The sequence below is a fragment of the Streptacidiphilus sp. MAP5-3 genome (assembly GCF_041262505.1).
Lineage (GTDB): Bacteria > Actinomycetota > Actinomycetes > Streptomycetales > Streptomycetaceae > Streptacidiphilus.
On sequence record NZ_JBGCCL010000007.1, the window covers coordinates 145,538 to 171,563 of the forward strand.

25 protein-coding genes are annotated in these 26,026 nt (G+C 71.4%); 9 read left to right on the forward strand and 16 right to left on the reverse strand.

The genetic code is table 11. The features are described 5' to 3' along the window. Positions 1-47 precede the first annotated feature (47 nt). Together ABH928_RS13745 and ABH928_RS13750 are read right to left on the reverse strand one after the other, a co-directional pair. Entirely contained in the window at positions 48-737 is a 690-nt protein-coding gene (locus ABH928_RS13745; protein WP_370065818.1) for an alpha/beta fold hydrolase, read from the reverse strand. Next, positions 734-1,180 carry a pyridoxamine 5'-phosphate oxidase family protein gene (locus ABH928_RS13750; protein ID WP_370065820.1) on the reverse strand — a complete coding sequence of 149 codons (447 nt, stop codon included), beginning with the start codon at positions 1,178-1,180 and terminating at the stop codon, positions 734-736. The genes ABH928_RS13745 and ABH928_RS13750 overlap by 4 nt, the downstream gene beginning before the upstream one ends. A 251-nt stretch (positions 1,181-1,431) precedes the next feature. On the opposite strand from ABH928_RS13750, the gene ABH928_RS13755 reads away from it, so the two are divergent. Continuing rightward, complete coding sequence (locus ABH928_RS13755; RefSeq protein ID WP_370066096.1) at positions 1,432-2,178, forward strand: alpha/beta hydrolase family protein; 747 nt, start codon at positions 1,432-1,434, stop codon at positions 2,176-2,178. Between the two features lie 21 nt (positions 2,179-2,199). Here the strand turns inward: ABH928_RS13755 and ABH928_RS13760 are convergent, their stop codons facing one another. Continuing rightward, entirely contained in the window at positions 2,200-2,973 is a 774-nt protein-coding gene (locus ABH928_RS13760; RefSeq protein WP_370065822.1) for a class I SAM-dependent methyltransferase, read from the reverse strand. A 270-nt stretch (positions 2,974-3,243) separates the two neighbouring features. On the opposite strand from ABH928_RS13760, the gene ABH928_RS13765 reads away from it, so the two are divergent. After that, entirely contained in the window at positions 3,244-3,729 is a 486-nt protein-coding gene (locus tag ABH928_RS13765) for a MerR family transcriptional regulator (RefSeq protein ID WP_370065824.1), read from the forward strand. Then, a complete protein-coding gene (locus ABH928_RS13770; protein WP_370065826.1) occupies positions 3,726-4,751 on the forward strand; it encodes an aldo/keto reductase in 1,026 nt (341 codons plus the stop codon). The genes ABH928_RS13765 and ABH928_RS13770 overlap by 4 nt, the downstream gene beginning before the upstream one ends. A gap of 49 nt (positions 4,752-4,800) precedes the next feature. Here ABH928_RS13770 and ABH928_RS13775 read toward each other — a convergent pair whose 3' ends face one another. From ABH928_RS13775 to ABH928_RS13785, 3 genes are all read right to left on the reverse strand, one after another. Further along, complete coding sequence (locus tag ABH928_RS13775) at positions 4,801-7,203, reverse strand: ATP-binding cassette domain-containing protein (RefSeq protein ID WP_370065828.1); 2,403 nt, start codon at positions 7,201-7,203, stop codon at positions 4,801-4,803. Positions 7,204-7,306: 103 nt separating this feature from the next. Continuing rightward, positions 7,307-8,026 carry a response regulator gene (locus ABH928_RS13780; RefSeq protein WP_370065830.1) on the reverse strand — a complete coding sequence of 240 codons (720 nt, stop codon included), beginning with the start codon at positions 8,024-8,026 and terminating at the stop codon, positions 7,307-7,309. Then, entirely contained in the window at positions 8,023-9,306 is a 1,284-nt protein-coding gene (locus tag ABH928_RS13785) for a sensor histidine kinase (RefSeq protein ID WP_370065832.1), read from the reverse strand. Before ABH928_RS13785 ends, ABH928_RS13780 begins: the two co-directional genes overlap by 4 nt. Positions 9,307-9,523: 217 nt before the next feature. On the opposite strand from ABH928_RS13785, the gene ABH928_RS13790 reads away from it, so the two are divergent. After that, positions 9,524-10,207, forward strand: coding sequence for an ABC transporter ATP-binding protein (locus ABH928_RS13790; protein WP_370065834.1), 684 nt, complete (start codon positions 9,524-9,526; stop codon positions 10,205-10,207). Between the two features lie 55 nt (positions 10,208-10,262). Beyond that, complete coding sequence (locus ABH928_RS13795) at positions 10,263-12,653, forward strand: ABC transporter permease (protein ID WP_370065836.1); 2,391 nt, start codon at positions 10,263-10,265, stop codon at positions 12,651-12,653. A gap of 99 nt (positions 12,654-12,752) precedes the next feature. Here the strand turns inward: ABH928_RS13795 and ABH928_RS13800 are convergent, their stop codons facing one another. Then, a complete protein-coding gene (locus ABH928_RS13800; RefSeq protein ID WP_370065838.1) occupies positions 12,753-13,547 on the reverse strand; it encodes an SAM-dependent methyltransferase in 795 nt (264 codons plus the stop codon). Positions 13,548-13,691: 144 nt separating this feature from the next. Between ABH928_RS13800 and ABH928_RS13805 the strand changes: the two genes are divergently transcribed. Further along, complete coding sequence (locus ABH928_RS13805; RefSeq protein WP_370065840.1) at positions 13,692-14,453, forward strand: PIG-L deacetylase family protein; 762 nt, start codon at positions 13,692-13,694, stop codon at positions 14,451-14,453. Between the two features lie 40 nt (positions 14,454-14,493). Here the strand turns inward: ABH928_RS13805 and ABH928_RS13810 are convergent, their stop codons facing one another. Continuing rightward, on the reverse strand, positions 14,494-14,958 hold the full coding sequence (locus tag ABH928_RS13810) for a Zn-ribbon domain-containing OB-fold protein (RefSeq protein WP_370065842.1): 465 nt from the start codon (positions 14,956-14,958) through the stop codon (positions 14,494-14,496). A gap of 228 nt (positions 14,959-15,186) precedes the next feature. On the opposite strand from ABH928_RS13810, the gene ABH928_RS13815 reads away from it, so the two are divergent. The 3 genes from ABH928_RS13815 to ABH928_RS13825 all read left to right on the forward strand — a co-directional run bounded on the left by ABH928_RS13815 (position 15,187) and on the right by ABH928_RS13825 (position 18,058). Beyond that, the gene (locus ABH928_RS13815; protein WP_370065843.1) at positions 15,187-15,879 is read left to right on the forward strand and encodes a TetR family transcriptional regulator; all 693 of its coding nucleotides are present in this window, start codon (positions 15,187-15,189) and stop codon (positions 15,877-15,879) included. 140 nt (positions 15,880-16,019) lie between these two features. Further along, entirely contained in the window at positions 16,020-16,751 is a 732-nt protein-coding gene (locus tag ABH928_RS13820; RefSeq protein WP_370065845.1) for an SDR family oxidoreductase, read from the forward strand. 62 nt (positions 16,752-16,813) lie between these two features. Further along, positions 16,814-18,058 (forward strand): PP2C family protein-serine/threonine phosphatase, encoded by a 1,245-nt coding sequence (locus ABH928_RS13825; RefSeq protein ID WP_370065847.1) that lies wholly within the window; start codon positions 16,814-16,816, stop codon positions 18,056-18,058. A gap of 30 nt (positions 18,059-18,088) precedes the next feature. Here ABH928_RS13825 and ABH928_RS13830 read toward each other — a convergent pair whose 3' ends face one another. From ABH928_RS13830 to ABH928_RS13865, 8 genes are all read right to left on the reverse strand, one after another. Continuing rightward, a complete protein-coding gene (locus ABH928_RS13830) occupies positions 18,089-18,616 on the reverse strand; it encodes a histidine phosphatase family protein (protein WP_370065849.1) in 528 nt (175 codons plus the stop codon). 143 nt (positions 18,617-18,759) lie between these two features. Continuing rightward, positions 18,760-20,112, reverse strand: a complete 1,353-nt coding sequence (locus ABH928_RS13835) for an ammonium transporter (RefSeq protein ID WP_370065851.1) — start codon at positions 20,110-20,112, stop codon at positions 18,760-18,762. Beyond that, positions 20,112-21,497 (reverse strand): ammonium transporter, encoded by a 1,386-nt coding sequence (locus ABH928_RS13840; RefSeq protein ID WP_370065853.1) that lies wholly within the window; start codon positions 21,495-21,497, stop codon positions 20,112-20,114. Before ABH928_RS13840 ends, ABH928_RS13835 begins: the two co-directional genes overlap by 1 nt. Before the next feature lie 63 nt (positions 21,498-21,560). Next, the gene (locus ABH928_RS13845) at positions 21,561-22,532 is read right to left on the reverse strand and encodes an urease accessory protein UreD (RefSeq protein WP_370065855.1); all 972 of its coding nucleotides are present in this window, start codon (positions 22,530-22,532) and stop codon (positions 21,561-21,563) included. Next, complete coding sequence (gene ureG, locus ABH928_RS13850) at positions 22,529-23,149, reverse strand: urease accessory protein UreG (protein ID WP_370065857.1); 621 nt, start codon at positions 23,147-23,149, stop codon at positions 22,529-22,531. The genes ABH928_RS13845 and ureG overlap by 4 nt, the downstream gene beginning before the upstream one ends. A gap of 56 nt (positions 23,150-23,205) precedes the next feature. Further along, the gene (locus tag ABH928_RS13855) at positions 23,206-23,898 is read right to left on the reverse strand and encodes an urease accessory protein UreF (RefSeq protein ID WP_370065859.1); all 693 of its coding nucleotides are present in this window, start codon (positions 23,896-23,898) and stop codon (positions 23,206-23,208) included. Continuing rightward, positions 23,895-25,619 carry an urease subunit alpha gene (gene ureC, locus ABH928_RS13860; protein ID WP_370065861.1) on the reverse strand — a complete coding sequence of 575 codons (1,725 nt, stop codon included), beginning with the start codon at positions 25,617-25,619 and terminating at the stop codon, positions 23,895-23,897. The genes ABH928_RS13855 and ureC overlap by 4 nt, the downstream gene beginning before the upstream one ends. Beyond that, positions 25,619-26,020: an urease subunit beta gene (locus ABH928_RS13865; RefSeq protein ID WP_370065863.1), complete on the reverse strand. Its 402-nt coding sequence runs from the start codon at positions 26,018-26,020 to the stop codon at positions 25,619-25,621. The genes ureC and ABH928_RS13865 overlap by 1 nt, the downstream gene beginning before the upstream one ends. Between the last annotated feature and the right edge of the window lie 6 nt (positions 26,021-26,026).

Here is a 26,026-nt window from a genome sequence, read left to right on the forward strand (position 1 = left end):
GCGCGTTCGCCGAGCACGACCTGGCCGACTGACGCGCGGCCCGCACGTCATCCCGCCGCGGGCAGGAAGTCCAGGACTGCGGCGAGGAACGCCTCCGGTGCGGTGGCGTGAATCAGGTGTCCGGCAGGGATGGTGACGAGGCGTCCGTTCCGCACCGTGCGGGCCAGTTCGGCGACGCCGTCCTGCGGGATGTGGCTGTCCGGTCCTCCGACGAGCACCAGCGTCGCCGCGGTGATCGCGCCCAGCCGCTCCAGCCAGTCGACGGGCGGGGTGTCCAGCTGTTTCCGCAGCGCCAGGACCATCTGCCAGTCGAACGCCAGGGGCCCCTCCGGCCGGATCGGCGGCGTGGGCACGCGCGGACGCGGCAGCGGCACGTCCTCCAGCACCAGCCGGGCCACCCGGCCCGGCTGTTCCGCCGCGACGAGGTACGCGACCACACCGCCCAGCGAGTGCCCGACCAGGTCGACGCGCTCCAGCCCGAGCGCGTCGAGGAAGCCGAGGACGTCGTCCCGCAGCAGCTCCAGCGAGTAGTCGCCGGGCCAGTCGCTGTCCCCGTGTCCGCGCAGGTCGACGGCGTGGACGCGACGGTCGCGTGCGAGGGCGGGCAGGACGCCGCCCCAGTCGGCCGCGCCCTCACCGAGCCCGTGCAGCAGCACCAGCGGGGGAGCGTGCATCGGCCCGGCGACCTGGTAGGCGAGGCGGATGCCGGCGACGTCGATCGAGCGGTGGTCGGTCATGACTCGACGTCGCCGGTCTCGTATGTGAGGTCGTTGGCGACCAGTGCCGTCGGCCGGAGGCACAGCCAGGTCGTGCCACGGCTGGCGGCGTCGTCGTGGAGGTAGGCGCGGAAGCGTGCGTCCCAGCGTGACTCGTCCGCCCCGAGGTACCGCGTGAGCTTGCGCCGCCCGCGCGGCACGTCGAACGGCGCCAACTCGGCCCGCCCGCGCGCGATCACCTGCCGGACCAGCCCAGTGGCGAGGTCGCACTCGTCCACCACCAGCGCCACCGCGGGATCCCGTTCGACCCTCCGCATCAGCCGCGCCCACGGTCCGGTCAACACCCAGAACGCGCCGTCCTCCCAGAGGTACCAAACGGGCCGCACCGTCGGCCCGTTGGTGGCGATCCGAGCGGTGAGCGGCTGCGCGAGGAACTCGTCCACGTCGAAGGAAGGCGGCGTCATGGCCCTATCCTGCGCCCTCACGGGACGGCGCGTGGGGAAAAACGGGTGTGCCGAAAGAGCTCGGGCTGATAGCTTCCTGCCGACCGGGACACCGGACGAGGAGGTGAGACCCATGAACGCGGTAACCGTATGGGTGCTCCCCCTTTCGTCACGGTCGGGCGGCTGACGTAGCTATCGCCGGGAGCGCCTCGACATTCAGGCACTCCCGAAGGGTGACTCCTATGTACTCTCTCCAGCACTCCCTGCAGTCTCTGCACTCCCTGCAGTTCACCGCCGAGTCGTCGTCGAACGGCATGGTCGAGCGCGACTTCACCGTCGGCGAGATCCCCGGCGTGCTCTGGTCCCCTGTTTCCGGCGCCGAGCGCGCACCCCTGGTGCTGATGGGCCATGGCGGGGGCAACCACAAGAAGCATCCGGCGATGGCGGGCCGGGCTCAGCGCCTGGTCGACGCCTGCGGCTTCCACGTCGCGGTCATCGACGCGCCCGGACACGGCGACCGCCCACGGACCGCGCACGACGAGGAGGAGATCGCCGTCATGCAGCAGGCGATGGCGACGGGTGAGCCCGTCGGCCCCGTCGTCGTGCGCTACAACGCCTATCTGGCGGAGCAGGCCGTGCCCGAGTGGCAGGCGACCCTGGACGCGCTCCACGAGCTTCCGGAGATCGGCAGCGACGGGCCGGTCGGCTATTTCGGTCTCAACATGGGCACTGCTATCGGCGTGCCGCTGGTCGCGGTCGAACCCAGGATCACCGCTGCGGTCTTCGGCCAGCACTGGCCCCACGTCCTGGCCGAGAAGGCGCAACAGATCACCATCCCCATCGAGTTCGACCTCCAGTGGGACGACGAGCACATCTCACGTGAGCACGGCCTCGCGCTGTTCGACGCCTTCGCCTCGACGGAGAAGTCGTTGCACGTGAACTCGGGCCGGCACAAGGAACTGCCCAGGTTCGAGGCCGACAGCGCGGTCCGCTTCTTCGCCCGGCACCTCGTGCGCTGATCGATCGCCCGCCGGGACGCGTCAGGGGACGCGGCGAATGCCGTCTGCCGACGCGTCCCGGCGGAACAGCGCGGTCCACAAGAACGGCACGCCGAAGAGCTCCGACTCGGGCGGTTCTTCGTTCATGCGGCGCAGTTCGACCTCTGTCAGGTCGGAGAAGATCCGGCGCAGCGACTCCGGTGTGTAGGCGACGCCACCCTGCAGTGTGCGTTCGCGGTAGAGGTCGGCGTCGGCGAGTTCGGACCCCATACCGTTCTCGCCGGAGGCGAAGCAGGTCAGCGCGAGGTGGCCGCCCGGTGCCAGGACGCGGTCGAGCAGGGCCAGGTAGCTGACCCGGCGGTGTGGCGGCAGGTGGTGGAAGCAGCCCGAGTCGACCACCACGTCGTACGGACCGCTCAACTCGCCCTCGGTGAGGGCGAAAGCGTCACCGCACCGGAAGTCGACGTCGACACCGGCGTGGTCAGCGCGTTCCTTCCCCCACGCCACCGCGACGGGGGAGAGGTCAACAGCGTCGACCTGGAAGCCGTTCGACGCGAGATGGAGAGCGTTACGGCCGGGCCCGCACCCCAGGTCCAGGGCTCGTCCGGGAGAGATCAGGCCCTGGTCGAGGTAGGCGGCCAGGTTCTCGTCAGGCTTTGCCGCAAAGAACGGGACGGGCCTGGTCCGGTCGGTGTAGAAGCGGTCCCAGAAGCTCCGGCCGTCGCCGGTTGCCAAGCAGTCGGCCTCGGAACCGGACGTGAACAACCCGTCCAAGAGTGCGAGAACGTCCTCCATGGTGCGTACGGACCGGTCCATTCTGCTCCCCTTTCGATAGAGGTCGATCCTAGGAGCTGAGGGGGCAAAAGGCCAGGTCAGGACGCCTGTGGCGAGGCCCTGGGGCACCCGCTGCAGGCCCGGGAGGTGGCTGGGAAGGGGCCCACTCCGGGCTCGGGCCCGGCGCGCGCCCGAGCACGCCCTGGGCTTCGGGAAGGGGCCGTTCTCGACGGCGCCCAGCCAACTGTTTTGACGGATTTTCCGCGGCGGGTGTTTGCTTCGAGTGCACTCGAACGTTCTAGGTTTACCCGCATGACGGTGATCGACAGCACGCCCGTGACGCCCCCGCCGCTGCTCTCCTGCACGGCCGGGGGAGCGGCTGGGCCCACCCGTCCGCGAACGGACGGTCAGGACCGCTACACCATCAGCCAGGTGGCGGCGCTGACCGGGCTCACCGCGCACACGCTGCGCTGGTACGAGCAGATCGGGTTGCTGCCCGACGTGCAGCGGTCCGCCACCGGGCAGCGGGTGTTCGACCGACGGGACCTGGAACGGCTGGCGTTCATCGGCAAGTTGAGGGTGACCGGGATGTCGGTCGCCGCGATGGTCCGGTTCGCGGAGCTGACGCGGCAGGGGGAGACGACCGCCGACGAGCGGCAGGAGGTCCTGGAGCAGACCCGGCGCGACGTCGTGGCGCGCATTGCGGAACTGCAGGACGCGCTGGTCGCACTGGACGAGAAATTGGCATGTCACGTGAGCGCCCACGGGGCAAAGGAAAGGGCGGGGACGTCATCATGAGCAGCACCATCGAGAAGATCCGCACGGTCGAACTGGGCACGGGCGGCCCGCTTGTCGGTGCCCAGGGCTTCGGGGCCATGGGCATCAGCGCCGCCTACGGCGACACGGACGACGTCGCCGCCCGCGACACGCTGGAGGCGGCCGTCGAGGCCGGCGTCACCCTGATCGACACCGCCGACATGTACGGCATCGGTGCCAATGAGGAGTTCCTCGCGTCGTTCGTCGCCGCGCACCGCGACGAGATCACCGTGGCCACCAAGTTCGGCATCGAGTACCGCCGGGACGACCCTGCGTATCGCGCGATCCGCAACGATCCCGCCTACATCAGGCAGGCCGTCGATGCGAGCCTGCGCCGACTGGGCGTCGACGTCATCGACCTCTACTACATGCACCGTCGTGACCCCGCGGTCCCGCTCGCCGAGTCCGTGGGCGCGATGGCCGAGCTGGTGCGTGCGGGTAAGGTGAAGCACCTCGGGCTGAGCGAGGTCACCGGCGCGGAGCTGCGGGAAGCGCACGCCGTCCACCCGATCACCGCGGTGCAGACGGAGTGGTCGCTCTTCAGTCGCGACGTCGAGCGCAGCGTGGTGGGCACTGCCGCGGAGCTCGGGGTCGCCTTCGTGCCGTACTCGCCGCTCGGGCGCGGCTTTCTGACCGGGGCGTTCAGCGATGCCGCCAAGGAGCTCGGCGGCGGGGACTTCCGCCAGTCGATGCCGCGCTTCAGCGGGGACAACGCCAGGGCGAACGCCGCGCTGCTCGCCCCGCTGCACGCGATGGCCGCCGAACGCGGCGCGACCATCGCGCAGATCGCGCTCGCCTGGCTCCACCAGCGGTCCGAGGTCCACGGTCTGACGGTGATTCCGATCCCGGGCACGCGCAGGCGCAGCCGCCTGCTGGAGAACGCCGGTGCCACCCGGATCCGCCTGACCGCCGAGGAGCTGGCAGAGCTGGAGCCCATCGCGGGTCAGGTGTCCGGCGAGCGCTACGCGGACATGTCGCTGACCTCCGCGGCCCGCGAGGAGTGAACGGTTCCGTCCGCGCCGCCGCTGCGCGGCGCGGACGGGACAGAGGGGCTCACGCGCCCACGTACTCCGCGAGGTGTTGCCCGGTGAGGGTGGTGCGGGAGGAGACGAGGTCGGCCGGGGTGCCCTCGAAGACGATGCGGCCGCCGTCGTGGCCCGCGCCCGGGCCGAGGTCGATGATCCAGTCGGCGTGGGCCATCACCGCCTGGTGGTGCTCGACGACGATGACCGACTTGCCGGAGTCCACCAACCGGTCCAGCAGGCCCAGCAGTTGCTCGACGTCGGCGAGGTGGAGGCCGGTGGTGGGCTCGTCGAGGATGTAGACGCCGCCCTTCTCGGACATGTGGGTGGCCAGCTTGAGCCGCTGCCGCTCGCCGCCCGAGAGCGTGGTGAGTGGCTGACCCAGCGTCAGATAGCCGAGTCCGACGTCCTTGAGGCGTGTAAGGATGCGGTGCGCGGCCGGGGTGCGGGCCTCGCCGTCGCCGAAGAAGGCCTCCGCCTCGTCCACCGACATCGCGAGGACCTCGCTGATGTCGCGCCCGCCGAGGTGGTACTCCAGCACCGAGGCGTCGAAGCGCTTGCCCTCGCAGTCCTCGCAGACCGTGGAGACGCCCGCCATCATCGCCAGGTCGGTGTAAATGACGCCGACGCCGTTGCAGGTCGGGCAGGCGCCCTCGGAGTTGGCGCTGAACAGGGCCGGCTTGACCCCGTTCGCCTTGGCGAAGGCGCTGCGGATCGGGTCCAGCAGCCCGGTGTAGGTGGCCGGGTTGCTGCGCCGCGAACCGCGGATCGCGCCCTGGTCGATCGAGACCACGCCCGCCTCGGCGATGCCCGGCTGCTTGGGCAGCGAGCCGTGCACCAGCGAGCTCTTGCCGGAGCCCGCCACGCCCGTGACCACGACGAGCACCCCCAGCGGGATGTCCACGTCGACGTCCCGCAGGTTGTGCGTCGAGGCGCCGCGGATCTCCAGGGTGCCCTCGGGCGTGCGGACCGACTTCTTGACGGAGGACCGGTCGTCCAGATGGCGGCCGGTACTGGTGCCGCTCTTGCGCAGGTCGTCCACGGTGCCCTCGAAGCAGACCTGCCCGCCGCCCGACCCCGCCGCCGGACCGAGGTCGACGACGTGGTCGGCGATCGTGATCGCCTCCGGCTTGTGCTCGACCACCAGGACCGTGTTGCCCTTGTCGCGCAGCCGCAGTAGCAGCTCGTTCATCTTCTGGATGTCGTGCGGGTGTAGCCCGATGGTGGGCTCGTCGAAGACGTAGGTGACGTCGGTGAGCGAGGAGCCGAGGTGGCGGATCATCTTGACGCGCTGCGCCTCGCCGCCGGAGAGCGTGCCGGAAGGGCGGTCCAGGGAGAGGTAGCCGAGGCCGATCTCCACGAACGAGTCGAGCGCCTCCTGGAGCGCGGTCAGCAGCGGCGCGACCGAGGGCTCGTCCAGGGCGCGGACCCACTCGGCCAGGTCGCTGATCTGCATCGCGCAGGCGTCGGCGATGGAGACCTTGCCGATCTTCGAGGACCGGGCCGGGGCGGCGAGCCGGGTGCCCTCGCACTCCGGGCAGGTGGCGAAGGCGACCGCGCGGTCCACGAAGGCCCGGATGTGCGGCTGCATCGCCTCCTTGTCCTTGGCCAGCATGGACTTCTGGATCCTCGGCACCAGACCCTCGTAGGTCATGTTGATGCCCTCGATCTTCATCCGGGTCGGCTCCCGGTAGAGGAAGTCCTGCAGCTCCTTCTTGGTGAACTTGGCGACCGGCTTCTCCGGGTCGAAGAAGCCGGAGGAGGCGTAGAGCCGGTAGTTCCAGCCGCCTGCCTTGTAACCGGGCACGGTGATCGCCCCCTCGGCGAGCGACTTCGCGCCGTCGAAGAGCTGGGTGAGGTCGATGTCGGAGACCGAGCCGCGCCCCTCGCAGCGCGGGCACATGCCGCCGGTGATGCTGAAGCTGCGCCGCTCCTTGACCTGCTTCCCGCCGCGCTCGACGGTCACCGCGCCGGCCCCGCTGATCGAGGGGACGTTGAAGGAGTACGCCTTGGGCGAGCCGATGTGCGGCTTGCCGAGACGGCTGAAGAGGATGCGCAGCATCGCGTTGGCGTCGGTCGCGGTGCCGACGGTGGAGCGGGGGTCCGCGCCCAGCCGCTGCTGGTCGACGATGATCGCGGTGGTCAGACCCTCCAGCACGTCGACGTCGGGCCGGGCGAGGGTGGGCATGAAGCCCTGGACGAAGGCCGAGTAGGTCTCGTTGATCAGTCGCTGTGACTCGGCGGCGATGGTGTCGAAGACCAGCGAGCTCTTGCCCGAGCCGGAGACCCCGGTGAAGACGGTCAGCCTGCGCTTGGGGAGGTCGACGCTGACGTCCTTGAGATTGTTGACGCGCGCGCCGACCACACGGATCAGTTCGTGGCTGTCGGCGGCGGCGTCGTTGACCGCGCTGGTCTTCTTGGTCCGGGTGGCCATGCTTGTCGTGTCTCCGTCTCTTCGGCCCTGCGACGGTCCGTCCATCGCTGTCACTCTAACGACGACGGGGAACACCCGACTTCTTGAATCCTGACCGAACCGATCAGTCGCTCTCGCCCTGGCCAGGGGTGATCAGACCGGTCTCGTAGGCGAGGACGACGGCCTGGACGCGGTCGCGCAGGCCGAGCTTGCCGAGGATGCGGGCCACGTGGGTCTTCACCGTGGCCTCGGAGAGGTGCAGGTGCGCGGCCAGTTCGGCGTTGCTGAGTCCGCGGGCGATCAGGCGCAGCACCTCGGACTCGCGGGCGGTCAGCGTGGCGAGGTTGCGGTGGCGGGTGTCCGGGTCCTGGCCGCCGACCGGGAGGGGGACGTCGTCGCGGCGGGCGAAGCGGGCGACCAGGCGGCGGGTGATGGCGGGCGCGAGCAGCGCGTCGCCGGAGCGGACCATGCGGACCGCCGAGACCAGGTGCTCGGGGCTGGCGTCCTTGAGCAGGAAGCCGCTCGCGCCCGCGCCGAGCGCCGCGTAGACGTACTGGTCCAGGTCGAAGGTGGTCAGGATGATCACGCGGGGAGCATGCGCGCCGCCGGTCGAGCGGACTCCGCTCGACACGATCTGGCGGGTCGCCTCCAGGCCGTCCATCCCGGGCATGCGGATGTCCATCAGGACGACGTCCGGCAGGGTCCGCCGCACCGCGGCGACCGCGTCCGTTCCGCTCTCCGCCTCGGCGGCGACCTGGATCCCCTCGGACGCCAGGATCATCCGGAACCCGGTGCGCACCAGCGCCTGGTCGTCCGCGATGACGACGCGCAGGGCGTCACTCACTGTTCCTCCAGCAGGTCCGGGGTGGCCAGGGAATCGAGGGTGTCCAGCGGGATGGTCGCCGTGACGCGGTAACCGCCGGTCAGGCGCGGGCCGTTGTGCAGGGTACCGCCGTGGACGGCGACGCGTTCGCGCAGACCGACCAGGCCCTTGCCGCTGCCGGTGTCGGCCGCCGCGCCCGGTCGGCCCTCGGTGTTGGCCACGTCCACCGTCAACTCCCGTGACCCGTAGTCGACGTGGATGTCCGCGCCGGCCCCGACGGCGTGCTTGACCATGTTGGTCAGCGCCTCCTGGACCACGCGGTAGGCGGTCAGTTCCAGGCCCGGAGACAGCGGGCGCCGTTCGCCGGTGACGGCGAGGTCGACGGCGATGCCGGTGAGGCGGATCCGCCCGGCGAGCGCGTCCAGGCCGTCGAGGCCGGGCTGGGGCGCGAGTTCGGGCTTCTCGGCGAGTGCCGAGTCCGCCGTGTCGCCGCCGTCCGGACTCTCCATCGTCAGCAGGCCCATGACCTGGCGCAGATCGGTCATCGCGGCACGGCCGCTGCTCTCGATCGCGAGCAGCGCCTGCTTGGCGAGCGCCGGATCCTTCTCGACGACCATCCGGGCGGCCCCGGCCTGGATCACCATGACGCTGACGTTGTGGGTGACCACGTCGTGCAACTCGCGGGCGATGCGGGCGCGTTCGTGCTCGACCGCGCGGCGCAGCGACTCGATCCGCTCCAGTTCCATGGCGCGCAGCCGCTGTTGGTTCTCCTCGACTCGGCCGGCCCACAGCCGGTGGCCCAACGCGGCGGCCACAACCGGGAAGAGAAGCAGCACGCCCACCACTTCGTTGGACAGGTGGGGCATCTTGACGCGGGGGGAGAGCAGCACCAGCACCGTGCCGGCGAGTGGCAGGCACGCGAAGGTGAGCTGCCGGTAGGGGCTGTGGGCGAGGGCGCTGTACAGCGCGATCAGCGTGCCGAGCGCGGCGGCGAGCAGCACGTCCGGATATGCGTGGCGGAGCAGGAGCGCCACGCAGAGCGCCAGTTGGACGCAGAGCGCGCCCAGCGGCGCGCGGCGTCGCCAGGCCAGGGGCAGCGCCGCCGCGGCGGCGAGCAACGTCAGATCCGGCGGCGTGGACGGCACGTTCGGCGCGGTGAGCGCGTACCGGACGCCGATCAGGGCGAGGGCCACGGCGAGCACGCCGTCGGCGATCCGTCGGCGCAGGGTAGGCGCGCGCGCGGCACCGACCGGTCGAGTGAAGCGGCTGAGACTGCTCCCCACGCTGTTCTGCCCCCTCACGCGACCTGCTCCCTCACGCGACCTGCTCCCACCTGCCGGACTACATCGGAAGGATGACGGCGCGGACGGTCATCCTCGAGCGGTAGCGGAAATGCCTCTGCCGACCGATGAGGCCGATGATCACCGAACCCTAGCGTTACCGGTGTCGCGACGAGCACGCACGCATCGGAACTTGGGAGAGGAAACGACGATGACCGGCACCGGACCTGTGATCCAAATGGACGGAGTGAACCGCCACTTCGCGGACGGACCGGCCGCACTGCGGGACGTCTCGCTGACCGTGGAGGCCGGCGAGGCGGTGGCGATCCTGGGTCCGTCCGGCAGCGGCAAGTCGACCCTGCTCAACATGGTCGCCGGTCTGGACCGCCCCGACTCCGGCACCGTCACGGTGGCGGGCGTCCGCGTCGACCGGCTCGACGAGACCGGCGCGGCGCGCTACCGCCGGACCCGGATCGGCATGGTCTTCCAGTTCTTCAACCTGCTCGACGACCTGACCGTGCTGGACAACGTGGTGCTGCCCGCCGAGATGACCGGCGTGGCCCGCGGCGAGGCACGGCGACGGGCCAACGGACTGCTGGACACCCTGGGCATCACCAAGCACGCCCGCGTCTACCCCGGACGGCTGTCCGGCGGCGAGCGTCAGCGGGTCGCGGTGGCACGGGCACTGATGAACCGTCCGCCGCTGCTGCTGGCGGACGAGCCGACCGGGGCGCTGGACTCCGCCTCCGGCGAGGAGGTCAGGGCGCTGCTGCGCGAGCTGCACGCCGACGGGCAGACCATCGTGGTGGTCACCCACGACGAGAGCCTGGCCGAGAGCTGCGCGACCCGCACTGTCCGGATCGTCGACGGCCGGATCGCTTCCGACGTCCGCCACAACGTGCCTTCGGCGGTGGCCCGATGAGCGGCGAGCTGAGGCGTAGCGGAGCGCAGCCGATGCGGAGCGCGGAGGAGGAGGCATGAGCGCCCTCGGTACCGTGATGCGTGCCGGTGTGCGGCGGCGCCGGGTGCAGACCGCCGTCACCGGGCTGGCGGCGATGATGGCGGTGACCGCGTCCGTGCTGGGCGGTTCGCTGCTGGTCGCGTCGAACGCGCCGTTCGACCACGCCTTCGCCCAGCAGAACGGGGCGCAGCTGGTGGTCCAGTTCGACTCCGCCAAGGCGAGCGCCGACCGGGTCGGCGCGACCGCGCACGTGGCCGGGGTGACCGCGACGGCGGGCCCGTTCCCGACCGCCTCGGTCAACCCGAGCGGCGTCGTCGGCATGGAGCTGCCCGCAGGGCTGAGCGTCCCGCCGATGGAACTGGTCGGTCGCGCCGACGCGGGCGGTCCCGTCGACGACGTCAGCTTGACCGCCGGGCACTGGGCCTCGGGGCCGGGGCAGCTCGTCGTGTCGGCCGACTGGACGGGGCCGCAACTGTCCGTCGGACAGAAGGTGGAGGTGCCTGCCGCCTCCGGCGGGACCGCGGAGCTCGACGTGGTCGGCATCGCCCGGTCCGTCAGCGCGACCGGTGACGGTTGGGTCGCGCCGGACGAGATCCCGGCGCTCGCGGCTGCGACCAGCCGTGAGGGCGGCAGCACCGGACTGCAGATGCTCTACCGCTTCACCGCCGCGTCCACCGCGGCGCAGCTCGCCGCCGACCGGGCCGCCGTCGCGGCCGGTCTGCCGTCCGGTGCGGTCAGCGGCAGCCGCGACTGGCTGGACGTCAAGAACAGCAACACCAGCTCCACCGGGATCTTCATCCCGTTCCTGACCGCCTTCGGGCTGCTCGGCGTGCTGATGTCGGTGCTGATCGTGGGGAACGTGGTGGCCGGCGCGGTCGGCTCGGGCACCCGTCGGATCGGGGTACTCAAGGCGCTCGGCTTCACTCCGGGCCAGGTGGTCCGCGCCTACGTGGGACAGGCGCTGATCCCGGCCGTCGTCGGCACCCTGCTGGGTGCGGGGCTGGGCAATCTGGCGGCCGGTCAGGTGCTGGGCGCCACCGAGCAGGTGTACGGCACCACCTCGCTGACCGTCGCGCCCTCCGTCGACGTGGCCGTGATGGCGGGCACCTTGCTGATGGTCTCGGTCACCGCCTGCCTCACCGCGCTGCGCGCCGGTCGGCTGCGGACCGTGGACGCGCTGACTGTCGGTCGGACCCCGCAGCCCGGCCGGGGGCGGCGTGCCGCACGGATCGCCCGGGCGCTGCCGCTGCCGAGACCGGTGACCATGGGCCTGGCCCAGCCGTTCTCCCGCCCGGCGCGCAGCATGGCGATGGTCATAGCGATCCTCTTCGGGGCCGTGTCGGTCACCTTCGCGTACGGCCTGGGCACGTCGCTCCAGCGGATCCAGGACGCCAAGAAGTCCAACGCCGACGTGACCGTCCTCAGCGTCGCCCCGCCGCTCCCCGGGAGCACCGGCGCGGGTGCGGCGAAGCCGGGCTCGGTCGATACCACGGCCATGACCGCGGCGATCGAGGCCCAGTCCGGCACCCGGGCCTGGTTCGGCGCCGCGCAGTCCCAGGTCACCGCCGGTGGGACCACAGTCGCGGTCAACGCCACCGCGTTCTTCGGGGACGCGTCCTGGTCCGGCCGCCAGTTGGTCTCGGGCAGCTGGTTCACCCGTCCCGGCGAGGCGGTCGTGTCCACCCCGTTCCTGACCGCCACCGGTACCAAGGTGGGCGAGACCGTGGTGCTCAACGACCACGGCAAGGCGATTCCGGTGAGGATCAGTGGTGAGGTCTTCGTCGCCAGCAGCGGCGCGGCGATGAGTGTCCTCACCGACGCCCGCACGCTGGCGGCGGCCGAGCCGGACCTGCGCCCGCAGGTCTTCTCCATCGCACTCACGTCCGGCACCGACCCGATCCGCTACACCGACGCGCTCAACGCCGCGCTCCGCCCGACCGGAGCCGTGGCCCAGGTCGGGGACGGCGGCGGAGCGAGCCAGATGGTGATCCTGCTGGACGCGCTCACCGGGGTGCTGACCCTGATGCTGGTCGTCGTCGCGGGGCTCGGCGTGCTCAACTCGGTGGTGCTGGACACCCGCGAGCGGGTCCGCGACCTCGGCGTCGTCAAGGCGCTGGGCATGACCCCACGGCAGACCCTGGCGATGGTGATCGCGTCGGTGTCGGTCGTCGGCGTGGTGGGCGGAGTGGTCGGGGTGCCGATCGGGGTGGTCCTGCAGCGGATCGTGGTCCCGGCCATGGGGCAGAGCGCGGGCCTGCGGCTGCCGGGCGAGGTACTGGACGTCTACCACGCGCTGCCGCTGACCCTGCTGGCGCTCGGCGGCCTGGTGATCGCCGTCCTCAGCGCGCTCCTGCCCGCCGGATGGGCGGCCAGGACCCGGACCGCGGTCGCGCTGCGGACCGAGTAGCCGGGCAGCGGGCCGGGCATCGGGCAGCAGGCGAACAGGAAAGCTTCGGGCGGGTCGTCGGCGGACGGCCCGCCCGAGCGGTGTGCGGCCGAACCGGCGTCAGCTGATCCGGGCGACCGCCGCGATGGGCGCGCCGAGGCCGCCGGGCTCGATCTCCTCGGCACGCCACTTGTAGTAGGAGACCAGGCCGGGCTCGAGCAGCTCGAACGGCTCCAGCCAACCGGCCACGTCCGCCGGGCGGTACAGCGTCAGCGCCGAGGAGGCGTGGGCGTAGGCGCTCTCGGCCTTGGCGATCTCCTCGTCCGAGAGCGTGCCGCCGGTCGCGACGGACATGACCATGTGACTGCCCGGCGCCAACGGCTCGGTGTAGGCGCGGACCAGCGCGGCCGGGTCCTCCTCACGGCGGACGAAGTGCATCACCGAGATGAGCAGCAGTCCGACCGGCTGGGAGAAGTCGATGACGCCCGACTCGCGCAGGTGGCCCAGGATCTCGTCGGGTCTGCGCAGGTCGCCGTCGAGCGCGGAGACACCCGTGGTGGCGCGGAGGGCGCGGGTGTGGGCCAGCACGACGGGGTCGTTGTCGACGTAGACGATCCGGGCGTCCGGCTGCTGCTCCAGCACGATCTCGTGGACGTTCGGGCTGGTGGGGATGCCCGCGCCGATGTCGACGAACTGGCGGATCCCGCTCTCGGCCAGCAGCCGCACCGCGCGGACCAGGAACCGCCGGTTGGCCTGCGCGATGTCCCGCGCGGTGGGCTGCGCGGAGAGCAGGTGCTCGGCTGCGGCCCGGTCGGCTGCGAAGTTGTCCTTGCCGCCGAGGAGGTAGTCGTAGACCCGGGCCGTGCTGGGCACGTTGGGGTCCAGAGCGGCAGGGGTCTGGTCGACTTCGGACATCTCGGGGCCGTCCTTTTCGGTGACAGTCGGTCACATGTGCGGGCAGTCTAGTGCCTCGCCCGCCGACCTCTGCCCGGCAGCGACGCCCGGCAGGCACCTTCGCCGTATGCTCGGCTGGATCCGCGAACCGAGAGGTGGCCCTCGATGACCGCGCCCAGCATTCTCACCGTGTTCGGACACCCGGACGACGAGTCGTTGGCGGCGGGCGGGGTCCTGGCCCGGCACGCGGCAGCGGGCGCGCGGACCGCGATCGTCAGCGCGACCTGGGCGGAAGACACGTGGCGCGCCGAGGAGTTGGCCGAGGCCGCGCGCCTGCTCGGCGCGGAGAAGCCGCGGATGCTCGGCTACGCCGACGCGCACTTCGAGCCCTCGGCCCCGGGCCGCGCGCGCTTCTGCGACGCGCCGCTCGACGAGGCCGTCGGCAGGCTGGTGGCGCACATCCGGTCGTTCCGCCCCGAGTTGGTCCTCACGCACGACGCCTACGGCGGGCTGACCGGCCATGTGGACCACCGGCACGCGCACCGGGTGACCGTGCTCGCGGCCCAGGCGGCCGGACTGGCCCAGCTCTACCCGGAGGCCGGTGACCCCTGGCAGCCGCGCGCGCTGTACTTCTCCACCTACCCGCACTCGTGCGTCCCGGCCTTCCGGGAGCTGGTGGGCGAGGCGAGGACGCTCTACACCGTCCCCGACGAGCAGGTCGACACCGCGTTCGAGGTCGGTCCCTGGATGGACCAGAAGATCGCGGCCGTGCTGGCCCACCGCAGCGAGGTGGAGCGGGGCGCGATGCCCGGCGTGATCTCGCAGATGTCGCCGGACGTGCGGGAGCGGCTGTTCGGTACCGAGTTCTTCATCCGGCAAAGCCTGGTGACCGAAGTAGCCTCTGTACAGCCGGAACTGACGGTCTGACAGGGTCGGACAGGGACTGACAGCGAACCACCCGCGCGGGTCAGTCCCCCCAGCCCAGCTCGTTGAGCTCGAAGACGGGGCGGCCGGAGGCGTCCTCGGCGTCGGTGAAGCGGACCCGTGCGCCCGGCCAGAGCTGGTCCTGCGGGCCGCCGAGGACCCAGCCGTCGACGAGAGGGCCCTCGTCGAGCTGAATCATCGTCAGCCGTGGTGTGGAGACCGGCTTGCGGGCGATGGCGGGGGAGTGGACGACCTGGCCGAGGCCCTGGCTCTCCTCCCAGCGGAAGCTCTCGCTGCGGCAGACCCGGCACATCAGCGCGGGACGCGGCTGCGCCGAGTCGCACCAGGTGCAGCGCTGGAACCGCAGGCCGGTGGCCTGACCCGGAGCGGCCGAGGCGGCGGAGTCGACAGCGGGCGGGGCCGGCACGAACGCGGGCACATAGACGGGCACATAGACGGGCGCGACGGGCGCGAAGGCGGTGGCGGTCGCGGTGGGCGGCGGGGTCATCGGTTCTGTTCCTCCTTCGGATCGGACCGGGATGCGGGCAGGCTGCTGCGGTCCTTGGGCAGGGGAGGCGAGATCCGGCGGGTGGGACCGGATACCATTTGGACGGTACTCAGTTCCACGCCAGGTGGCAAGGGGTAGCGACAGCGGGAAACAACAACCGGAAGCAACAAGCGGAAACAAGAGGTGACGAGTGGTGTCCCAGGCCCGGACGCGTCAGGATGTGGCTCCATGACATCGCGCTCAGCGCCCCCGGCGCGCGACCGGCTGGCCGACGCCGCCCTCTCGCTCTTCGACGAGCGCGGATACGACCAGACCACCGTCGACGACATCGTCGAGCGCGCCGGGGTCGGCCGGTCGACGTTCTTCCGCTACTACGGGTCCAAGGAGGCCGTGGTCTTTCCCGACCACGACGGTCTGCTCGACGCGATCCGCGCCCGGCTGGCGACGTCCTCCGACGCCACCGCCCTGGTCGCGGTCTCCGACGCGGTCCGGCTGGTGCTGCTGCACTACCTGGAGGAGGGCGAGATCGCCCGCCGCCGCTACGCGCTGACCAGCAAGGTCTCCGCGCTGCGGGACCGGGAGATCGCCAGCGTGGCGCGCTACCAGCGGCTCTTCCGCGAGTTCATCACGGCCTGGATGGGCGACGAGGCGCCCGGCGCGGCCCTGCGTGCGGAACTGATGGCCGCAGCGGTCGCGTCCGCGCACAACCACGTGTTGCGCCGCTGGCTGCGCGGCGAGTGCCAGGACCCGCTGGCGGAGCTCGACGCCGCGATGCAGGAGGTGATCGCGCTCTTCACCGCCCCGGCCCCGACGGCCGACGGCGCGGGGACGACCGTGGTCGCGTTCCAGAGCTCGCAGCCCCTCGACGCCCTGCTCCCGGCGCTGCGCCGCCTCCTCGCGGAGGACGGTCCGGCGAAGTAGTGGACGGTCCGGCCAGGTAGCGGACGGTCCGGCGAGGCAGTGGAGACAGGGGCCCGGAGAGACGGGACGGGCGTCACGGTCCGTAGCCGGGTACCTCCGCCACCTGGCTACCGGGCGCCCGAGCGGGGAGCCTTACGGGCATGAACAACTCTTCCAGGAGCACAGCCACGGCACTGGTGACCGGCGCCAACAAGGGCATCGGCAAGGAGATCGCCCGACAGCTCGCTGCGGCGGGGGTCAGCGTCCTGCTCGGCGCCCGCGACGCGGAGCGCGGCAAGCGCACCGTCGCGGAGCTGGACGGCGACGTCCGCCTGCTGGTCCTCGACGTCACGGATCCGGAGAGCGTGGCGGAGGCCGCCCGGCAGGTCGAGCGGCTGGACATCCTGGTCAACAACGCCGGGATGATGGCCGACGGCAACGCCGCGCCGGACGCCACGCTCGACTCCTTCCGCCGCACCTTCGAGACCAACCTCTTCGGGGTGCTGACCGTCACCAACGCCTTCCTCCCGGCGCTGCGCCGGTCGTCCGCGCCGCGCATCGTCAACATCTCCAGCGGCACCGGCTCGCTCACCCAGAGCGCGGACCCGAACCGCGGGTTCGCCCTGGGGCCGGGCTCCGGCGCGGCCTACCGCAGCTCCAAGACCGCGCTCAACGCGCTCACCCTGTTCTACGCCCAGACGCTCGCCCCCGAGGGCTTCAAGGTCAACACCATGGCCCCGGGCCTGCGCCGCACCGACCTCAACGCGCTCGCGGCCGGCAGCGAGGGCGACCCCGCCGAGGCCGCGACGGGCGCCGTCCGCCTGGCGCTGCTGCCCGAGGACGGCCCGACGGGCCAGTTCCTCTCCTGGGACGGAACGCCCGTGCCGTGGTGAGACCGCGCCCGGGAGGGTGAGAATGAGTCCGGGGGCCTGTCTTGCGGATCAGGCGGAGCACCATGACCGAGGTGGCGATCGACTACGAACGGGTCTTCCAGTCGTTGCCAGGGATGGCGGCCCTGCTGACCCCTGAGCTGGTCTACCTGGACGCCAACGAGGCGTTCCTGCATTTCTCCGGCCGAACCCGGGACCAGCTGATCGGCCGGTACCTCTTCGACGTCTTCCCGGACAACCCGAACGACCCCGCGGCCGACGGCGTCCGGAACCTCGAGGCGTCCCTGCGCCGGGTGCTCGCCACCGGCCAGCGGGACGTGATGGGGTTGCAGCGCTACGACGTGGAGTCGGCCGAGCGGCCGGGGGAGTGGGAGGAGCGCTACTGGAGCCCGGTCAACGCCCCGGTCCTCGGTCCCGACGGCGAGGTGGAGCTGCTGGTCCACCGGGTCGAGGAGGTCACCGAGCTGGTCCGCGCCCACGACCGCCCCAACGGTGACCGGACCCGGGCGCTGGAGGCCGAGCTCTACACCCGCGTCCGGGAGCTGCAGGAGGTCAACGCGCAGCTGCGGCAGGCCAACGCCCGCGAGCGGGTGATCGCGCTGTCACTGCAACGGTCGATGCTGCCCGCTCCGGGACCGGTCCGGAACCACCCGGTGGCCGTGCGTTACCAGCCGGCGACCGTCGCGCTCAATGTCTGCGGCGACTGGTACGACCTGGTCGACCTGGCCGACTCCGGAACACCCGGCGGGGACCGGATCGGGGTGTCCGTCGGCGATGTGGTCGGGCACGGGCTGGAGGCCGCCGGCGTGATGGGGCAGCTGCGCAGTGCGCTCAGCGCGGCCATCCGCGTCGCGACGGGGCCCGCGCACGCCCTGGAGGTCCTCGGCCGCTACTCCCGCTCGGTCGAGGGCGCGCAGTCGACGACCGTCGTGACGGTCTTCGTCGACTGGGACCGAGGGCTGATCACCTACAGCAGCGCCGGTCATCCGCCGCCCGCACTGGTGCGTGGCGGGAGGCGGGTGGACTTCCTGGACCAGGCCACCGATCCGCCGCTGGACGCGAGGCCGGAGCTCACCATGCGACCGCAGGCCGTCGTCCCCTTCACGCAGGGGGACACCCTGGTCCTCTACACCGACGGCCTGATCGAGCGCCGCGACCGGGACATCGACGTCGGCCTCAACCTGCTCGCCGCCTCGCTGATCCGCCACCGCGACGCGGAGCCGGAGGCGCTGGCCGACGCCGTGCTGACGGACCTGCTCCCGTCGGCGGGTGTCACGGACGACACGGCGCTGGTGATCGTCCGGCTGTGAGGGCGTGTGATGACGTGTCCTGGACTGTGACTACGGCAGGTCGCGGGGCCGGACGAAGGCTTCGAGCCGCGCACCGGTCCTGCCCAGCCCGGACCACGGATCGGTGACCTCCAGCACGGCGGCGGCTCCGGTCGGGAACTTCTCCCGCAGCAGTGCGGCGGCCGGGTGCTCGTCGGGGCGGTCGCCGATCAGCTCCAACACCAGCTCCTGCACGGCCGGTTGGTGGCCCACCAGCATCAGCGTGGCGCAGTGGGCGGGCGCGGAGCGCGCCACGGCCAGCAGGCCGTCGGCGTCGGCGGAGTAGAGGCGCGGTTCCACGCGCACCTCGGGTCTTCCGCCGAGGCCGGTGGTGACCAGTTCCAGGGTCTCCCTGGTCCGGTGGGCGGGCGAGCAGAACACCAACTCGGGCAGGTGACCCGTGGCGCGCAGCCAGGCGCCGATCCGGGGTGCGTCGCGCCGACCGCGCGGGCCCAGCGGCCGGTCCAGGTCGGCCACGCCGTCGGGCCAGGCGGACTTGGCGTGCCGCAGCACGATCAGGTGTCTGGGAGCAGGGGACACACCGCCACCCTGGTCCTGTGCGGTGCCGGACGCAAGCCGACACGGAGGGGGAGGCCGACGAAGAAACCGACGGAGAAACGGGCGGAGAAAACCGACGGGGCGTCGGCCACCGGCCGACGCCCCGTCCGTCACTCACGGGTGGCTCACTCCCGCAACTGCTCCGGGTCGGCCTCAAGGAGCCTGCGGACCTGCTCCAGCAGGACGCTCGGGTCCTCCTCCTTGCCGTCCTCCCGGATGCCGCTGCCGCGCAGGGCGTCGGCGATCTCCTTGAACTGGACGTCCCAGTCGTTCTGGTAGACCTGCTCGTGCTCCTCCTCGGCCGCGTGCGGCGACTGGCGCAGACCGACGGTCAGGTCGACCACCTTGCCGATCAGCGCGGTCATGGCGAACGCGAAGAGCCCGATCACCAGCACGGCGACCAGCTGCTTGCCCAGCAGGCTCCAACCGCCGCCGTAGAACAGGCCCTTCTTGCCCGTCATCACGCCGGTGGCGGCGAGACCCGCCATCACCATGCCGAAGAGGCCGCCCCAGCCGTGGATGCCCACCACGTCCAGGGTGTCGTCGACGCCGAAGCGGTACTTCCAACTGATGGCGAAAGCACAGGTCAGACCGGCCAGGAAGCCGATCACCGACGCCCACAGCGGGGTCAGGTCACCGGCGGCCGGGGTCATCGCGACCATTCCGGTGACCGCGCCCATGCTGATGTCGAGCAGCCCGACCTGGCGGGTGCGCCACCAACTGGTCACCGCCCAGCCCGCCATGGCCGCACCGGCGGCGAACTGGGTGTTGACGAACGCCATCGGTGCCGCGCCCGGAACGCCCAGCGAGGACCCGGTGTTGAAGCCGAACCAGCCGAACCAGAGCAGCGCCAGGCCGACCACGACCAGCGGCAGGTTGTGCGGACGGATCGTCTGACGCTCGAAGTCCTCGCGTCGGCCGGCGACCGCCGCCAGGGCCAGACCCGCAGCGCCGGAGGCCAGTTCGACCACCGTGCCGCCGGAGAAGTCGACCGCGCCCAGCTGCTTGGCCACCCACCCGTCGGGCGAGAAAACCCAGTGCGCCATCGGGACGTAGACCAGCAGCGTCCAGACCGAGGCGAAGACCAGCCAGCCCTTCATCTTCGCGCGTCCCGCGACAGAGCCGCTGATCAGGGCGACCGTGACGATGGCGAAGGACATGTGGAAGACGGAGAAGGTGACCGTCGGGACGGACCCGGTGCGGCTGGTGAGGCCGACGCCGGTCATGAAGACGTGGTCGAAGGAGCCGATCACGCCGAGTCCGCCCGCGTCCTTGCCGAAGGCGAGCGAGTAGCCGACCGCGAACCAGAGGATGCTGACCAGCACCACGCAGCCGAAACACATCTTGAGCATGGCGATGACCTGACTGGTCTTCACCATGCCGCCGTAGAAGAAGGCGAGGCCCGGTGCCATCAGCAGCACCATGGCCGCCGCCATGATCAGCCAGGCGGAGTTGCCCGAGTCGAAGATCTGCGGCATCACTTCTCCTGCTCCCGACGCTCCAGCAGCCGCCGCAGCTCGGCCAGCAGTTCGGCGTCGACGCCGACGCCGCCGGACGCGCTGTCCGTCGTGCCCGCACCGCCGACCGCGACCGGGACGGCCACGCGGGCCTGGGCGAGGCGCTCGCGGATCTCGGCGATGGTCTCGTCGTCGTAGGCCTGCTCCTCCTCCGCGCCGGGGACGTCTTCGTACTCCTCGGCGGCACGGAAACCGACGGTCTTCTCGATCGCCTTGGCGATCAGCCAGGTCACGCCGAAGGAGAAGGCCGCACAGACGACCACGCCGACGGCCTGACGCCACAGCAGGTCGAGGCCGCCGCCGTAGAAGAGGCCCTTCTTACCGCTCATCTGGAAGGTCGCGAACAGACCGATGCCGAGGACGCCGACGACGCCGCCCCAGCCGTGCACGCCGACCACGTCGAGGGTGTCGTCGTAGCGGAGCTTGAGCTTGAGGTTGATCGCGAAGGCGCAGACCACGCCCGCGACGAAGCCGATCACCAGCGCGCCGATCGGCGAGACCTCACCGCAGGCCGGGGTGATCGCGACCATGCCGGCCACGGCCGCCGAGGCGACGCCGAGCATCTCGACGTGGCCGAGCCGCCACTTCTCGATCAGCGGCCAGCCGACCATGGCGCCGCAGGCGGCGAGCTGGGTGTTGAGGAAGGCCATCGGCGCGGTGCCGCCGGTCTCCAGCGCGGAGCCGGCGTTGAAGCCGAACCAGCCGAACCAGAGCAGCGCCAGGCCGATCACGACCAGCGGCAGGTTGTGCGGGCGGATCGTCTCGCGCTCGAAGTCCTTGCGCTTGCGGACCACGATCGCGACGGCCAGACCCGCCGCGCCGGAGTTGATCTCCACCGGCATACCGCCGGCGAAGTCGCGCGCGCCCAGGTGCGCGGTGATCCAGCCGTCGGGCGCGAAGACCCAGTGGGCCATCGGCACGTAGACGAAGAGCGTCCACGCGACGACGAACCAGAGCCAGCCGCGCATGGTGGCGCGGCCCGCGATCGAGCCGCTGATCAGGGCGACGGTGATGATGGCGAAGGCCATCTGGAAGGCGGAGAAGATGACGGTCGGTATGGAACCGGTGAGGCTGTTCATACCTATGTCGTGCATCATCCAGTGGGCCGGCGTGCCGATCAGGCCCCAGCCGTTGACGTCCTTGCCGAACGCCAGGCTGTAGCCGATGGCCAGCCAGAGCACGGTGACCAGCGCCAGGCAGACGAAGCTCATCTTGAGCATGACCAGCACGTGCTTGGTCTTGACCATGCCGCCGTAGAAGAAGGCGAGGCCTGGGGTCATCAGCAGGACCATGGCGGTACTCGCCATGAGCCAGGCGGTGTTACCCGTATCGAGGTGGGAGGGCATCCGAGTCTCTCCGGTCGGGGGCACCGTGCCGGACAGCACGGTGACGGTCGTGCCGTTGTGGGGTCAGGACTTGCGCAGCTCCGGTGCGGGCGCGCCGATCAGCAGGCGGCGGACGGCGTCCCAGGCGTGCCGGAGCGCGGCGGTGACGGCGGGGGAGTCGGCGCCGAGGACCCGGAGCCACGCCCCGCAGTCCCCGGGCAGTACGCTCACGCCGAACAGCAGCCCGCTGCCGAACCCGTCCAGTGCGCGGAACAGCGCGTCGGCGACCTCGGCGGCGGGGGCCAGCGGGGTGACCGCGTAGAAGGTCCCGACCAGGTCGTGGCCGGCCAGCACCGCCGGGCCGGTGACACCGCCGCCGTTCCGGCCGGGGGTCAGCCGGACGGTGTCCAGGGCGAGCAGGCGGCCGTCGGGGCGGCGGAACTCCAGGTCGGAGGCGAAGACCTGGTACGCGTTACGCTCCCCGTGCGCCAGGCGGCCCGCCATCACGGTCTCGCCCGCGAGCACGGTGGCCGAGGGTGCGACGGTGATCACGGTCCGCTGGTAGAAGCGCGAGTCCCGGTAGGGGATGGTCGCGTCCGGCAGGTACTCGACGTAGGCGTCCGCGTCGGCGTGCAGGAAGACCTGTTGCGCGGCGTAGTCGGCGTCCATCCGGTGGACCTTGGTGGCCGCCTGGGTTGTCAGGTGGACGGCCGTGCCCGCGCCGCAGTGCAGGTCCATCCGCAGCCGGTCGGCCTGGACGATGCCGCCGCCGGTGGACATCAGCAGGGTGACGGCCAGGTCCGGCCGGGCCGGGTCGAAGTAGAGCGGGCGCATGATCTGGAGCGGCGACTTCTGGTAGTGCGTCACCAACTCCGTCCGCGCGCCGATCCGTTCGAAGCCCAGCTCCAGCAGCCCGATCTTCCCCGGCCTGCCGACGCCCAGCGCCTGCGGCCGTCCCGCGTACCGCCGCACCTCGGCGGGGACACGGGACGGCTCGTAGTGCGCGGGCGTCAGCCGGTCGGCCCGCCCGCCCGGCCGGGCGGCGACGGTCTTCACGCAGGAACCCGTCGGTAGGTCTCCAGCAGGTCCGCGACCTGGTCCAGGCCCTCGCCGGTCAGGCTGTTGGTGAGCACCACCGGACGGCCCTCGCGGACGCGGTCGGCGTCGGAGGACATCACGTCGAGATCGGTGCGCACGTACTGGGCGATGTCGATCTTGTTGATGACCAGCACGTGGGAGTCGGTGATGCCCGGACCGCGCTTGCGCGGCATCTTCTCGCCCTCGGCGGTGTCCAGCACGAAGAAGAACATGTCGACCAGCAGCGGGCTGAAGGTCAGCGTCAGGTTGTCGCCGCCCGACTCGTAGATCAGCGTGTCCACGTCCGGGAACTGCTCCAGGAGTTCGGCGCCCGCGGCCAGGTTCATCGTCGGGTCGTCCCGGACGGCGGTGTGCGGGCACGCGCCCGTCTCGACGCCGACCACGCGCTCGGGGTCGAGCACGCCTGCCAGGTTGCGGCGGACGTGGTCGGCGTCCTCCTGGGTGTAGATGTCGTTGGTGATCACCGCAGGCCGTCGGCCACGGGCGATCAGGACCGGGACGAGCGCCTCGATCAGCGCCGTCTTGCCCGAGCCGACCGGCCCGGCGATGCCCACACGGAGCACGTCGTCCGTCATCTTCTGCCTTCTCTCTTGCATGTCCTGGTGTCGGTGTGGGTGTCGGTCATGGCCGGTCATGAGACGAACATCCGTGCCTCGGCCCGTTCGTGGCGTCCGGACATCGCGTCCGCGACCGGGACGCAGCCGCCCAGGTCCGCCGACTCGCGCTCCAGCGCCGCCGCTACGACCTCCGTGATCACCGGCGCGAGCTCGCGCAGCGTGATCTGCGCCCGGCGGTGGTCCGTCAGGCGCAGCCGCAGCCCGGCGCTGACGAAGCTGACGGCGAAGGCGAACAGGTCGCTCGCCACGGCCTGTTCCGCCGGGACACCGCTCGACGCGTAGGCGACCCCGGCGGCCACCGGCTGGCAGCCCGGTGTGGCCTTCGACGCGACCAGTTCCGCGTAGCGGTCCAACTCCGCGCAGCCCAGGGCGAGGCGGGCGGTGTCGAGCATCTGCCGCCCGGTGCGCGTCGAGGCCTGGCGCGCCTCGCGGTTGAGCTTGCTCGCGAAGAGACGCTGGTCCACCTCGACCACCGCGGCCCAGTCGCCGTCGCCGACCGCGCGGTGGGCCAGGGCCAGCGCGGTGGCGTCCGCCGGGCCGACGGAGTGGCGCAGCAGGTCCTCCAGCAGCGGCGGCATGCCGTCGGCGTCCACCCGCTTGGCCTGGAGGTAGCCCTCCAGGCCGTGCGAGAGGGTGTAGAGGCCGCTCGGGAAGGCCGAGTCGGAGAGCTGGAGGCTGACCAGGAGCTGGTCCAGAGAGCTGCTCATGCGAGGTAGAAGAGGTGGTTGAGCGGGAGCGTCCGGGCCGGCTCGATGGTGGCGGGTTCGCCGTCCAGGGTGACCTGGTAGGTCTCCGGATCCACCTGGATCTTGGGCAGCGCGTCGTTGCGGACCATGTGCTGCTTGCCGACCGTGCGGCAGTCCCGCACCGGCAGCACCCGGCTGTCCAGCCCGAGTTCGGCCGGGACGCCGCGCTCGATCGCCGCCTGCGACATGAAGGAGACCCGGGTCGCCTGCCGGGCCTTGCCCATCGCCCCGAACATCGGGCGGTAGTAGATCGGTTGGGTGGTCGGCAGCGAGGCGTTGGGGTCGCCCATCAGCGCCCAGTTGACCATGCCGCCCTTGATCACCAGCTTGGGCTTGGCGCCGAAGGAGTGGATCGGCCACAGGACGATGTCCGCCAGCTTGCCGGGCTCCAGCGAGCCGATCCAGTCGGCGGTGCCGGTGGCGATCGCGGGGTTGATGGTGAGCTTGGCCAGGTAGCGCAGCACCCGCTGGTTGTCGTTGCGCTCACTGTCGCCGTCCAGCTTGCCGCGCTGGTCCTTGCAGTGGTGCGCGGTCTGGAACGCACGGGCGAAGGTCTCGCCGACCCGGCCCATCGCCTGGGAGTCGGAGGAGAAGATCGAGATGACGCCCTCGTCGTGGAGCACGGTCTCGGCGGCGACGGTCTCCGCCCGGACCCGGGAGTCGGCGAAGGAGACGTCCTCCGGGATGTCGTGGCTCAGGTGGTGGCAGACCATCACCATGTCGAGCAACTCGTCGATCGAGTTGACGGTGTAGGGCAGCGTCGGATTGGTCGACGAGGGAAGGACGTTGGGCTCGCCCGCGATCCGCATGATGTCCGGGGCGTGGCCGCCGCCCGCGCCCTCGGTGTGGAAGGTGTGGATGGTCCGGCCGTCGATCGCGTCGAGGGTGTCCTCGTAGAAGCCGGACTCGTTCAACGTGTCGGTGTGGATGGCGACCTGGACGTCGTACTCGTCGGCCACGCGCAGCGCGGTGTCGATGGTGGCCGGGGTCGCGCCCCAGTCCTCGTGCACCTTGAGGCCGCAGACGCCCGCCTCGACCTGCTCGCGCAGCGCCTCCGGCAGCGAGCCGTTGCCCTTGCCCAGCAGTCCGGTGTTGACCGGCATCTCCTCGACCGCCTGGTACATCCGGCCGATGTTCCACGGACCGGGCGTGCAGGTGGTGCCGTTGGTGCCGTCGGTCGGGCCGGTGCCGCCGCCGATGAAGGTGGTGATGCCGTTGGTCAGGCCCTCCTGGGCCTGCTGCGGGGCGATGAAGTGGATGTGCGTGTCCACGCCGCCCGCGGTGGCGATCAGGTGCTCGCCGGAGACGACCTCGGTGCCGGGACCGATCACCAGCTTGGGGTGCACGCCGCTCTGCAGCCGCGGGTTCCCGGCCTTGCCGACGGCGGTGATGAAGCCGTCCCTGACCCCGATGTCGCCCTTGACCACGCCGAGTACCGGGTCCAGCACCACGACGTTGGTGATCACCAGGTCGAGGGCGCCCTTGAGGTTGGTCGCGGCCGGGTCCTGTGCCATCCCGTCGCGGATGCCCTTGCCGCCGCCGTAGACGGCCTCGTCACCGTAGTGGCCCTCGTTGAAGTCCTTCTCGACCTCGACCACCAGGTTGGTGTCGGCGAGGTGGAACCGGTCGCCGACGGTCGGGCCGAAGAGGTCGGTGTACTGGCTGCGGGGGATGAGCGCCATCAGAGCTCACCCGCCTTGCTGCCCGGGCGCGCGCCGAGGAAGCCGCGCTCGGCCGCGCGGCGCAGTGCCGTGGCGCGCGTTTCGGCGGAGTTGAGGCCGCCGTCGACGAGTCCGCTGAAGCCGACCAGCCGCCGGTGCCCGGCGAAGGCCACCAGGTCCACCTCACGCGTGTCGCCCGGCTCGAACCGGACGGCGGTCCCGGCGGGGAGGTCGAGATGCATGCCGAAGGCCTGCTCGCGGTCGAAGTCGAGGGCGCGGTTGACCTCGAAGAAGTGGTAGTGCGAGCCGATCTGGACGGCCCGGTCCCCGGTGTTGCTCACGCGCACACGCGTCGTGGCCCTACCGGCGTTGATCTCTACCGGCGCCTCTCCGTAGAGATAGGCGGGTCTGCCTGCTGACATGGATGC